General features: G+C 74.2%; 10 protein-coding genes and 1 pseudogene. 5 read left to right on the forward strand and 6 right to left on the reverse strand.

What is annotated here, in order from left to right:
* Window positions 1–3: 3 nt before the first annotated feature.
* Entirely contained in the window at window positions 4–879 is an 876-nt protein-coding gene (locus tag ACFY32_RS29555) for a serine/threonine protein kinase (RefSeq protein ID WP_390675840.1), read from the reverse strand.
* Between the two features lie 165 nt (window positions 880–1,044).
* The gene (locus ACFY32_RS29560; RefSeq protein WP_390675841.1) at window positions 1,045–2,031 is read right to left on the reverse strand and encodes a sporulation protein; all 987 of its coding nucleotides are present in this window, start codon (window positions 2,029–2,031) and stop codon (window positions 1,045–1,047) included.
* 155 nt (window positions 2,032–2,186) lie between these two features.
* On the opposite strand from ACFY32_RS29560, the gene ACFY32_RS29565 reads away from it, so the two are divergent.
* From ACFY32_RS29565 to ACFY32_RS29575, 3 genes and pseudogenes are all read left to right on the forward strand, one after another.
* A complete protein-coding gene (locus ACFY32_RS29565) occupies window positions 2,187–2,792 on the forward strand; it encodes a tellurite resistance TerB family protein (protein ID WP_390675850.1) in 606 nt (201 codons plus the stop codon).
* A gap of 138 nt (window positions 2,793–2,930) precedes the next feature.
* Window positions 2,931–3,431, forward strand: coding sequence for a lamin tail domain-containing protein (locus ACFY32_RS29570; RefSeq protein WP_359199736.1), 501 nt, complete (start codon window positions 2,931–2,933; stop codon window positions 3,429–3,431).
* A gap of 162 nt (window positions 3,432–3,593) precedes the next feature.
* A pseudogene (locus ACFY32_RS29575) lies at window positions 3,594–3,731 on the forward strand (CAP domain-containing protein); the annotation flags it as partial.
* Here ACFY32_RS29575 and ACFY32_RS29580 read toward each other — a convergent pair.
* Window positions 3,732–4,688 (reverse strand): MerR family transcriptional regulator, encoded by a 957-nt coding sequence (locus tag ACFY32_RS29580; RefSeq protein WP_390675842.1) that lies wholly within the window; start codon window positions 4,686–4,688, stop codon window positions 3,732–3,734.
* 95 nt (window positions 4,689–4,783) lie between these two features.
* Between ACFY32_RS29580 and ACFY32_RS29585 the strand changes: the two genes are divergently transcribed.
* Window positions 4,784–6,289 (forward strand): alpha/beta fold hydrolase, encoded by a 1,506-nt coding sequence (locus ACFY32_RS29585; protein ID WP_390675843.1) that lies wholly within the window; start codon window positions 4,784–4,786, stop codon window positions 6,287–6,289.
* A gap of 152 nt (window positions 6,290–6,441) precedes the next feature.
* Here the strand turns inward: ACFY32_RS29585 and katG are convergent, their stop codons facing one another.
* Window positions 6,442–8,667, reverse strand: coding sequence for a catalase/peroxidase HPI (gene katG, locus ACFY32_RS29590; RefSeq protein WP_390675844.1), 2,226 nt, complete (start codon window positions 8,665–8,667; stop codon window positions 6,442–6,444).
* A 29-nt stretch (window positions 8,668–8,696) separates the two neighbouring features.
* Window positions 8,697–9,134, reverse strand: coding sequence for a transcriptional repressor (locus tag ACFY32_RS29595; RefSeq protein WP_359199748.1), 438 nt, complete (start codon window positions 9,132–9,134; stop codon window positions 8,697–8,699).
* Between the two features lie 176 nt (window positions 9,135–9,310).
* Here ACFY32_RS29595 and ACFY32_RS29600 point away from each other — a divergent pair, with 176 nt between their 5' ends.
* The gene (locus tag ACFY32_RS29600; RefSeq protein WP_359199751.1) at window positions 9,311–9,733 is read left to right on the forward strand and encodes a DUF350 domain-containing protein; all 423 of its coding nucleotides are present in this window, start codon (window positions 9,311–9,313) and stop codon (window positions 9,731–9,733) included.
* A gap of 27 nt (window positions 9,734–9,760) precedes the next feature.
* Here the strand turns inward: ACFY32_RS29600 and ACFY32_RS29605 are convergent, their stop codons facing one another.
* On the reverse strand, window positions 9,761–11,194 hold the full coding sequence (locus tag ACFY32_RS29605; RefSeq protein ID WP_390675845.1) for a WGR domain-containing protein: 1,434 nt from the start codon (window positions 11,192–11,194) through the stop codon (window positions 9,761–9,763).
* Window positions 11,195–11,357 lie beyond the last annotated feature (163 nt).

Here is an 11,357-nt window from a genome sequence, read left to right on the forward strand (position 1 = left end):
GGTTCAGCGCACCTCAGCGGGGAGTTCCAGGGTGAGGACCCGCACCGACAGGTCGGACAGCGCCGCGACGACGCGGCCCGGCAGCGGCAGGGGTTCGGTGCCGGCGGTGTGGGTGCCGTAGGCGGCGCCGGGCGCCAGTTCGGCGAGGATCTGGGCGGGGGCCGGGCGGCCGGCCGGGTCCCGGGAGAGACAGGCCGCGATCAGGCCGCGCAGCGCGGGCGGGATCTCCTCGCGCTCGGGGACCGTGTGACCGGTGGCCAGGTGGGCGAGGACGGCGCCCAGCGCGTGCACGTCGCCGGCCGGGGAGACCGGATGGCCGGCGGCCACCTCCGGGGCCAGGCACCCGGCGTCGAGGCCGGGCACCCCGGAGCGCCGGGTGCCGTCGGGCGCGAGGGCGCGGGCGGCGCCGAAGCAGCCGAGCAGCGGCCCGTACGCGGTGAGCAGCACGGCGGCGGGGCAGATGCCGCCGTGCGCCACGCCCAGTACGTGGGCGGAGGCCAGCGCCTCGGCGAGGGCGGCGCCGAGGAGCCGGACCGTCTGTTCGGGCAGCGGGCCGCCGTGCGCGGCGAGGGCCGCCGGGAGCGGCAGCACGGGCCGGTACGGCGAGGCGTGCCAGGGGAAGGCCGCGCTGCCGCCGAGCTGGGTGACCGGCCAGAACCCGGGCTGGGTGAGCCGGCCCGCCCACTGCGCCTCGGCCGCCCAGCGGGCCGGGTCGGCGCCCCGCGGCGGCAGGCTCACCAGCACGGTCCGCGCCCCGTCCGCGCCGCGCGCCAGATAGCGGCGCTCCGGCACCAGGTGGGCCTCGGCCGCCGCGTCGAGCCGGGCCAGCGTGACGTACTCCCCGATCCGCGCCGGGTCGTCCTGCCGCAACCCCTCCACGGGCGCCCCCTGTTCCCCTGTTCCCCGCCATGATCACCGACGGCAGGTGAGCCTACTGGGGCGGTGCGGCGGCGCCGAGCGGGGGGCGGCCCGGTGCCGGTGCTGTCCCGCTTTGCGCGGGAGGCGCCGGGCAGGCGGGACCCGCCGGGCGGGCCGGCGGAGGGGTCAGCCCTCGTCGCCCTCGTCGCCTTCGTCGCCTTCGTCGCCCTCGAAGAAGTCCCCGACCTCGTCGACGACTTCGGCCGCGACCAGCCCGCCGGCCACGCCGACCGCGAGGCCCGCCGCGCCGGCCGCGACGGCGGTGCCGACGCCGGGTCCGCCGGAGTGGTGGCCGGGGTGGTGGCCGGCGTCGTGGTGGCCGTACGCGGCGTGGGTGCCGTAGGAGGCGCGGTGGTCGATCAACTGGCGGACCCAGCCGTCGACTTCGGTGCTCCAGTCGCGGGCGTCCTGGTGGCCGACGGTGAACCGGGCGAGCGCGTCGTGCCCCTCGGTGAACAGGCCGCCGCGCTTGTCCGCCTCCAGGACCACCTCCACGCCGCCGGGGTGGGCGAGGAAGGTCAGTTCGATCTCGTTGACCTGGTGGGCGTACTGCGAGGCCGGGGTCAGCTCGATCTCCTGGTAGAAGGGCAGTTGCTGTCCGGTGCCGCCGATGCGGCCGTACTCCAGGTCGGCGGAGCGGAATCCGAACCCGAGCTGTCCGAGGGCCTCCAGGACGGCCTCCTGGGCGGGCAGCGGGCCGACGGTGAGGCGGTCGAGGTCGCCCTTGTCGCGGGCGCCGGCCACCGCCAGTTCGGTGCGCACGCCGAGCACGATGCCCAGGTCCTGGCCGTACAGCTCGGTGACCGGTGTCTCCCAGGGCAGGGGGACGGAGAACGGCACGGTGTGCTCCGCGCCCTCGGCGAGCCGGAAGCCGCCGCCGACGGTGAACCGTTCGAAGGCGACGGCCCCCTCGCTCTCGCCGTCCGCGTGCTCGGCCTCGACGCGGGCGACCAGTTCCAGGGCGATGTGCTCGATGTCGAAGTCGGCGCTGCCGCCCCTGAGATGGACCCGGCCGGTGAGCGCGGCGCCGGGGCGGGCCGCGCCCGGGTCGAGGACCGTGTCGACCGTGGGCCCGCCCACGCCGAGCGAACCGAGCAGTCGTTTGAACACCATCGTGGCGTTCACCCCTTCACATGGCAGGTTCTACGTGCATGTAGAAGATTAGGGGGTGAACGGGGGCGGGGAACCCCGTGCCGCCCGGAAGCGTTCTCCCGGCGAAGCGGCGTGACCGACGTCCGCGACGCACAGCAGAAGCCGAGGTGGCACCAGTGGCAATGTGGGACCGGATCAAGGACCAGGCCAAGAATCTCCAGCAGTCCCAGGGTTCGCGCGGGACCGGCGGCGGCCAGGGCCCGTACGGCGGTCAGGGCCCGTACGGCGGCCAGGGCCACGGGCACGGCGGGAGCCATGGGGCGGGTTCGTCCTCCGGGGGGTCCAAGGCCCAGTTGATCGGGCTGTTCAAGTCCCAGCTCGCGTCGGTGAAGACGGAGTTGAAGAGCGGCGCCTACCGGGACGCCAGTATGGCGATGTGCGCGCTGGTGGCCGCGGCCGACGGGCAGGTGGAGCCGGCCGAGCGGCAGCGCGTGGAGGAGCTGATCGTCACCAACGAGGTGCTGCAGAACTTCCCGGCGGACCAGCTCCGCCAGCGGTTCAACCAGCATGTGGACCGGCTGCTGGGCGACTTCCAGGCGGGCCGGGCCGAGGCCCTCCAGGTCATCGCCAAGGCCGCCAAGAAGCCCGCCGAGGCGCGTGCGGTGATCCAGACCGGGATCGTGGTGGCGGGCGCGGACGGCCACTTCGAGCCGTCGGAGCAGTACGCGATCCGCGAGGCGTGCACCGCGCTGGGGCTGAATCCGGCGGAGTTCGGCGTCTGACCGAGCCCGTCGGCCACCGCGGCCGGGCCCGGTCCGGGACCGGCCGCACACACTTCCTCCACCTTTCCGCCACCTCCCGCTCACCCCTTCGGTAAGCTCCTGGTCGCTCCATTGGCACCACTGAGGGGGGATTTCCTCATGCGCACGCGCGCCACCCTGACGGCCGCCGCCGTCGCCGCCGCAGGCACGCTCGGCCTCGTCGCCGCCGTCCCGGCCCAGGCCGCCGAGTACTCCTCGGCACTGAAGATCAAGGGCGTGCAGTACGACGCTCCCGGCAGGGACTCCAACAAGTGCTCCGGTGGCAACACCAAGGACGAGTACCTGACCGTCAAGAACTACTCGCGCACCGCGACCGTCAACCTCAAGGGGTACGTGGTCAAGGACGCCGCGGGCAACAGGTTCACATTCACGTCGAGCCACAAGCTGGAGCCGGGCGACTACGTCAAGCTGCGCGGCGGCCGGGGCACCGACTCCGACGCGAAGAACGTCGTGTACCGGCAGAACTGCAACTTCATATGGAACAACGACAAGGACACGATCTACTTCGTCAAGCCGTCGGGGAGCCGCGCCGACGTCCACTCGTACACCAAGAGCAAGAACGACCGGGACGGCAACGGCTACATCACGTTCCACAAGTGACCGGTCGGTCCCTCCAGGCAGCCTGAACCGGCCTTGAGCGACCGGAGCCGGTGAACAGTTGATCCCGGTGGAGGCTGGTGCCCCCACCGGGATCAACTGTTCGCCGGCCGGTCAGGGTTCCGGTGGCCCGTGCGGCCGACGGCTACAGCGACGTGCTGGCGCGCGGTGAGGGAGTCCTGGATGAACAGCCCCGGCCACCGCGCCGACATACTCGATCGAGCCGTCACCCAGCTCGGCGGCGGGGTGCACACCGGCGACGGCGGCCCCTGGTGGACGCGGGACTTCGGCACCGGCCGCTGATCAGGCGGCGGCCGGTGCCGTCAGGGCGGCGAGCAGCCAGTCGTGGGCGGCGCCCGGGGTGGGCTCCGGCCGGCCGCCCGGCGGGGTGCGCACCTCGGCGACCAGCTCCCAGTACCGGTCCAGCCGGGGGTCGGCCGGCAGTTGCCCGGCCAGCAGTTCCCGGAAGCCGGGGGTGTCCCGGGTGCCGTACGCGCTCGCGTACGCGGCGACGAAGCAGTCCAGCGCCTCACCGGCGTACGGCTCGCGGCCCCGGCGCAGCGGCGCGCCCGCCAGCTCGTACGCCTCGGCGAGCCCTTCGTACAGCAGCGCCGCGCCACGGCCGCCGACGGTGCGGTGGGCCGCGGGCTGGGGCCGGCGGCCGGCCGGGCAGGGGCCGCTGGTGAGGGCGTTGAGCCGGGCGAAGGCGAGCACCTGGGCCGGCGTCGGGTCGTCGGGCGGCCGGGGCACCGCCACCTCCAGGAACGCGGCGACCGAACCGGCCGGCATCCTCGGCGGCAGCCAGCCCCGCCAGAACCGGGCGAGCGGCGCCGTGCTCGGCGGTGCCGCCACCGTGCCGACCAGGCGCAGCCGGCCGGGCCGCTCGCCGGGCGGGCACTCCTGCACCAGCCGCAGCGCCGCCTGACGCCAGCGCAGCGCGGTGAGCTGGGTGCCGAGGGCGCTGAGGTGTCCGGCGACGGCCTCCTCCAGCGCGCCGCCGGGACGGCCGTGCCGGTCCTGTTCGTCGAGGACGCGGCGGACCTCGGGGACCGCCAGGCCGAGCGAGCGCAGGGCGCGGATCAGCCGCAGCCGCTCCAGCGCCCCGGGGCCGTAGCGGCGGTGGCCGCCCGTGGTGCGGGAGGTCTCCGGCAGCAGGCCCCGGTCGGAGTAGAAGCGGACGGTCTTGACGGTGACGCCCGCCCGTTCGGCCAGCTCACCGATGCCGTACCGGCCGTCGTACGGCGGGGTGGTCGTACTCACTTGAACCTCCCTCAGGGGGAGTTCCTACGGTACCGGCGAGCGCGGCCGGGTGATCGGTCCGGTGCGCGGACGACGAGGTGCCGAGGGAGCGGGTCATGACGGAGTTCGTACTGGTGGGGGGCTGGTTCACCGGGACGCATGTGTGGGAGGCGACGGTCGTGCGACTGGCCGCCGCGGGGGCCGGGGCGCATCCGGTGGCGCTGACCGGGCTGGACGGCCCGCGCCGGGCCGGGGTCGATCTGGAGACGCATGTCGCGGACGTCCTCGCGGTGCTCGACTCGGTCGGCGCGGGCGGCCGGGACGTGGTGCTGGTCGGGCACGACTACGGCATCCACCCGGCGGTGGCCGCCGCCGACCGGCGGGCCGGGCGCGTCGCGCGGATCGTGCACCTGGACGCGGGGCCGCCCCAGGACGGGGTCCCGGCGCTGGCGGCGGTGCCAGACCGGGCGCTGCGCGCGGAACTGGCCGGGCGGACGGCTGGGGACGGCGGGGTGCTGGCACCCCCGGCGGGCGGCGAGTGGCGGCGCTGGGGCAGCACCGACGGGGTCTCCGAGGCGGCGCTGGACCGGCTCACCGCGCTCGCGGCGCCGCAGCCGCTGGGTACGCTGCTCCAGCCGCTGCGGCTGACCGGCGCGGCGGCGGCGCTGCCCAGCACGGGGGTGCTGTGCACCCGCAACGGCGTGGGCATCGAACTGGTCCAGGCGCAGGTGGACTTCGGGAACCCCGCCCTCCAGGCGCTCGCCGATCCCCGGGTGACCTTCTTCGAACTGCCCACCGGGCACTGGCCGATGCTGTCCTGCCCCGCCGAACTGGCCGAGGTGCTGCTGCGGGCGGCGGCCGGTGAGGGGCACCGGCTGACCCGCGCGGGCGCGGCGGAACCGCCCCCGCATCTGCGGCCGTTCCTGCTGGAGGTGCCGGAGCGCCCGCGCGAGCGGACCGGACCCGTCGACCTGTACCCGGCCGCCGGCGCCGGGGAGCCGCGCCCGGCGGTGGTGTTCGTGCACGGCGGTCCGGTGCCCGCCGACGCCCGGCCGACGCCGAGGGACTGGCCGGCCCTGACCGGGTACGCCCGGTACGCCGCCGGCGAGGGCGTGGTGGCCGCCGTACTGGACCACCGGCTGCACGATGTGTCCGACTACCCGCGGGCCGCCGGGGACGTGGCCGCCGCCGTGGACACCGTACGGGCCGACCCCCGGGTGGACGCCGACCGGATCGCGCTGTGGTTCTTCTCCGGCGGCGGCCTGCTCGCGGCGGACTGGCTCCAGGCGCCCCCGCCGTGGCTGCGCTGCCTGGCCGCCACGTATCCGATCCTGGCGCCGCTCGGCGACTGGGGCCTGCCGGAGGGCCGGTTCCGGCCGGCTCGGGCGGTGGCGGGGGCGGGCACGCTGCCCGTGGTGCTCACCCGGGTCGGCCGCGAGGCGCCCGAGGTCGCCGCCACCGTCGAGGAGTTCCTCACCGCCGCCGGGCGGTGCGGCGCCGGCGTCGAGGTGATCGACGTACCGAACGCCCGGCACGGCTTCGAGACCCTGGACCGCACCGGGGAGTCACGCGAGGCGGTGCGCCGCGCGATGCGGTCGGTGCTGGCCCGGCTGCGGGCCTGACCGGAGCCCGCGCCCCGGTGCCGCACAGGGCGACAGGGCAGGCCGGTCGCCCCTCCCCCGTGCCGCACGCGCCGGGGGCGCGCTTCGGCGACTCGGTGGAGTCCTGGAGCGCGCCCCCGGCCGGGCCGGCCCCGGCGGGGGGCCGCCCGGGATCAGGCCAGGTCGAACCGGTCCAGGTTCATGACCTTGTCCCACGCGGCGACGAAGTCGCGTACGAACTTCTCCTTGGCGTCGTCACCGGCGTACACCTCGGCCAGGGCACGCAGTTCGGAGTTGGAGCCGAAGACCAGGTCGGCTCGGCTGCCCGCCCACTTGACCTCGCCGGTGGCGGCGTCCCGGCCCTCGAAGACGCTCTGGTCCTCGGTGGTCGCCCGCCACGTCGTGCCCAGGTCGAGCAGGTTGACGAAGAAGTCGTTGGTGAGGGACCCCGGGGTGGTGGTGAGGACCCCGAGCTGGGACTGCTGGTGGTTGGCGCCGAGCACGCGCAGACCGCCGACGAGGACGGTCATCTCGGGGGCGGTCAGCGTCAGCAGGTTGGCGCGGTCCAGCAGCAGGTACTCGGCGGGCAGCCAGCTGCCCTTGCCGAGGTAGTTGCGGAACCCGTCGGCGGTGGGCTCCAGCGCGGCGAACGACTCCACGTCCGTGTGCTCCAGGGTGGCGTCCACCCGGCCCGGCGTGAAGGGCACCTCGACGGCGAAACCGGCCTCCTTGGCGGCCCGTTCCACGGCGACGCAGCCGCCGAGGACGATCAGGTCGGCCAGCGAGACCTGCCGGGCGCCGCCGGTGTTGAAGTCCCGCTGGATGCCCTCCAGGGCGGACAGGACCGTGGCGAGGCGGTCGGGGTCGTTGGCCTCCCAGGCGCGCTGCGGCTCCAGGCGGATGCGGGCGCCGTTGGCACCGCCGCGCTTGTCGCTGCCGCGGAACGTGGACGCCGAGGCCCAGGCGGTGAAGACCAGGTCGGAGACGGTCAGCCCGGAGTCGAGCAGCCTGGCCTTGAGGACCTCGATGTCGGCGGCGCCGATCGGCTCGCCCTGGGGCTCGGGCAGCGGGTCCTGCCACAGCAGCGTCTCCTCGGGCACCTCCGGGCCGAGGAACAGCGACTTCGGTCCCATGTCGCGGTGGGTCAGCTTGTACCAGGCGCGGGCGAACGCCTCCTGGAACTCCTCCGGGTTCTCGTGGAACCGGCGGGAGATCGGCTCGTAGACCGGGTCGAAGCGCAGCGCCAGGTCCGTGGTGAGCATGTTCGGCGCGATCTTCTTCGTGGCGTCGTGGGCGTGCGGCACGGTGCCCTCGCCCGCGCCGTCCTTCGGCTTCCACTGGTGGGCGCCGGCGGGGCTCTTGGTCAGCTCCCACTCGTAGCCGAAGAGGTTGTCGAAGAAGCCGTTGCTCCACCGGGTGGGCGTGGCGGTCCAGGTGACCTCCAGGCCGGAGGTGATGGTGTCCGCGCCCTTGCCGGTGCCGTGGCCGTTGCGCCAGCCCAGGCCCTGCTCCTCCAGCGGGGCGGCCTCGGGGTCGGCGCCGACGGCGTCCGCCGGGCCGGCGCCGTGGGTCTTGCCGAAGGTGTGGCCGCCGGCGATGAGGGCGACGGTCTCCTCGTCGTTCATCGCCATCCGGGCGAACGTCTCCCGGATGTCGCGGGCCGCGGCCAGCGGGTCCGGATTGCCGTTGGGGCCCTCGGGGTTGACGTAGATCAGGCCCATCTGGACGGCGCCGAGCGGGTTCTCCAGCTCGCGGTCGCCGGTGTAGCGCCGGTCGTCGAGCCAGGTGGTCTCGGGGCCCCAGTACACGTCCTCCTCGGGCTCCCAGACGTCCTCGCGTCCGCCGCCGAAGCCGAAGGTGCGCACGCCCATCGACTCCAGGGCGACATTGCCCGCGAGGATCAGCAGGTCGGCCCAGGACAGGTTCTGGCCGTACTTCTTCTTCACCGGCCACAGCAGCCGGCGGGCCTTGTCCAGGTTGGCGTTGTCCGGCCAACTGTTCAGCGGGGCGAAGCGCTGCTGTCCGGCGCCGGCGCCGCCGCGGCCGTCGCTGATGCGGTAGGTGCCCGCGCTGTGCCAGGCCATCCGGACCATCAGCGGCCCGTAGTGGCCGAAGTCGGCCGGCCACCAGTCCTGCGGGGTGGTCAGCACCTCGGCGATGTCCCGTTTGACGGCCGGCAGGTCGAGCCTGCCGAACGCCTCGGCGTAGTCGAAGTCCTCGCCGAGCGGGTTGGCCGCCGGCGGGTTCTTCGCGAGGATCTTGAGGTTCAGGCGCTCCGGCCACCACTGGCGGTTACCGCCGCCCTGCGTCGGGTGCGGGGCACGCCCGTGCGCGACCGGGCAGCCCCCCTCACCGTCGGTCTTCGCGTCGGTCACGATCGCGTCGTGGTTCTCGGTCATGAAAGTCCTTCCGGGGCGTATCTCGGTGCTCAGTGATCTCTGCTGACGGAACAGGCGGGGCACAGACCCCAGTAGATGACCTCGGCCTCGTCGATCGTGAAACCGTGGTCCTCGGAGGCGGCCAGGCAGGGGGCGTGGCCGACCGAGCAGTCGACGTCGGCCACGGCCCCGCAGGACCGGCAGACGACGTGGTGGTGGTTGTCGCCGACCCGGCCCTCGAACCGGGCGGGGCTGCCGGCGGGTTCGATCCGGCGGACCAGTCCGGCCGCGGTGAGCGCGTGCAGCGCCTCGTAGACGGCCGGCAGGGAGATGTGGCCGACGCGGTCGCGCACTCCGGCGGCGAGGGCCTCGACGCCGAGGTGGTCGCCCTGCCGGACGGCCGCCAGCAGTGCGACGCGGGCCGCCGTCACCCGCAGGCCGGCACCGCGCAGTTCCTCGGCGGGTGTGGGTGGCCGGGAGGCGGTCATGACGCCGAAACTACGCCTGAAACACGAACAGTTAAAGAGAACGAAGGGTTCAGGTTCGGTGACGCGCGAGGTGCCGCAGGCGGTGCGCTACATTTTGCATCGCCTTGACCGCCCGCGATCATCTCCCGATCCCTCGGATCATCTCCCGATCCCTCACCTACGGAGCCGGCACCCCCATGAGCGACATCGTCAACGGACTCGGCCGGGCCACCGCCTACGGCGCGCTCGGTCTGGTCCTGCTGGTCCTCGGCATCGTCCTGGTGGACGTACTGACCCCGGGGAAGCTCGGCCGGCAGATATGGGAGCAGCGCAACCGCAACGCGGCGCTGGTGCTCAGCTCCGCGCTGCTCGGCGTCGGCGGCGTCGTGTTCACCTCGATCTGGACGACGTACGACGACTTCGGCAAGGGGCTGGTGTCGACTGCGTCGTTCGGGCTGCTGGGGCTGGTGATGATGGCCCTGGCGTTCCTGGTGGTGGACCTGATCACGCCGGGGAAGCTGGGCGAGACGCTGGTCGAGCCCGAGCCGCATCCCGCGGTGTGGGTGACCGCGTCCTGCAACCTCGCGGTGTCCGCGGTGATCTCGGCGTCCATCGCCTGATCCGGGACGCGGGTGACGGCCGGCCGGTCACTGCAGGCGCCTGATGTCGCCCCGCACCCGGTAGAAGCCGCCCGAGGCGGGGTGCACGGCGTCGACCACGTACCGCGCGCCCGGCTCCCGTATCGCCCGGGGGAACTGCACGTTCCACGACCGGTCGTAGCCTTCCGACACCACGTGGACGCGGGTCCGCCCGCCGTCCTGGACGCACTCCACGACCACCGTGCCGACGGGTGCCGAGGCGACCGTGGTGACGGACGCGGCCGCGGTGTCCGCCGCGTACGTCGGCAGCGTCGCCGCGAGCTTGACGTCCCGGGCGACCGGCACCGACCCCCGCTCGGCGGCGGTGACCGCCGCCTCGCCGGCGTCCACGCACACCAGGGAACCGTCCGTGGCGACCAGGTAGAGCCGCTCGTCGCGGTACTGCATCGACAGGGCCGAGCCGCCGCCGGTGCCGAGCTTCCACAGCCGGGTGCCGTCCCGGTCGAAGCAGTACACCGAGGAGGCGGAGTCCCCGGCGAAGACGAACCGGCCGCCGGGCGAGGTGGCGCACGAGTACACCGGGGCGTCGCACCGGTAGGTCGCCTCGATGGCGCCGGTCGCCTTCGACAGCCGGTGCACCACGCGGTGGGCCGTGCCGGCGTAGACCGCGTCGTCCTCCTGCCAGCCGAACAGCACCCCGCCCCGGGTGGCCGTGTGCCACGACTCGGCGCCGCCGTCCGGGGCGTGGGCGGTCACCCCCCGCGAGTGGCCGTGGTAGACGGCGCGGTCGTCGGCCCGCACCATCCAGGCGTGCTCGCCGTGGCCGCCGCGCGACCACTGGTGTTCGTCCTCGTGGTCGATGACGGTGAGGCGCCCGGCGCGGTCGGCGACATGGAGCACGCCCTCGTGGATGTCGAGCCAGAAGATGTCGACGTCGGCGGCGATGTCGTAGGCGGCGAAGGGGAGTTTGGAGGACAGGTCGTAGACCCGGCCGTCGTCGCATCCGGCGTAGATCCAGAAGTCGTCGGCGACCAGGCACTTGACGCCGTCGGGCAGCCGGTACCGGGCGAGCACCTCGCCGCCGTGCGCGAGGGTGTAGACGTCACCGGCCTGGTTGCCCACCCAGCAGCGGTCGTCGTCGATGTGGATGCCGAACGCCGCGGAGCCCGTGCGGAACCGCCACAGCACCGGCGCGACCGCGCGTGCCGTGGACGGCGCCGAGGCCACCTGCCGGCGCGTCACCGCCCGGGGCGGGCGCTGTCCCCGCACGGCCGGGGCGTACCCCTTGCGGACCTTCTCGCCGATCTTCTTCGCCGCCGCGGCCCGCGCCTTCTCGGCGGTGGGGAACGTGGACGTCTGGACCTGTCCGGCGGCGCCGATCCGCCCGTAGCGCACGGTCACGGCCTGTCCGTCGACCGACACCTCGTAGTACTTGTGCGCGCCCCCGCCGTCCTGCGACAGCTCCAGATACGTCGTCGACATGGCAGACCCCTCCCCAGGTCAGGCCCGTGGCGTGTTCCGCGGGTCCCACTGCCTGAACCGTAGGACGAGGCACTGACATTGATGCTGATACTCGGGTTCCGGCGGCCGTGACTCGGGCACTGACTGACGCCCTGCTGGGCTGTCTTCGCGTTGGTCTGTCCGG

Origin of the sequence: Streptomyces sp. NPDC000134, from assembly GCF_042899225.1 — a bacterium.
Taxonomy (GTDB): domain Bacteria; phylum Actinomycetota; class Actinomycetes; order Streptomycetales; family Streptomycetaceae; genus Streptomyces.

Coding starts and splice junctions, on each gene's coding strand:
- ACFY32_RS29560 (WP_390675841.1), bottom strand. CDS start 2,031: ATGGTGTTCAAACGACTGCTCGGTTCGCTCGGCGTGGGCGGGCCCACG.
- ACFY32_RS29570 (WP_359199736.1), top strand. CDS start 2,931: ATGCGCACGCGCGCCACCCTGACGGCCGCCGCCGTCGCCGCCGCAGGC.
- ACFY32_RS29585 (WP_390675843.1), top strand. CDS start 4,784: ATGACGGAGTTCGTACTGGTGGGGGGCTGGTTCACCGGGACGCATGTG.
- katG (WP_390675844.1), bottom strand. CDS start 8,667: ATGACCGAGAACCACGACGCGATCGTGACCGACGCGAAGACCGACGGT.
- ACFY32_RS29595 (WP_359199748.1), bottom strand. CDS start 9,134: ATGACCGCCTCCCGGCCACCCACACCCGCCGAGGAACTGCGCGGTGCC.
- ACFY32_RS29600 (WP_359199751.1), top strand. CDS start 9,311: ATGAGCGACATCGTCAACGGACTCGGCCGGGCCACCGCCTACGGCGCG.
- ACFY32_RS29605 (WP_390675845.1), bottom strand. CDS start 11,194: ATGTCGACGACGTATCTGGAGCTGTCGCAGGACGGCGGGGGCGCGCAC.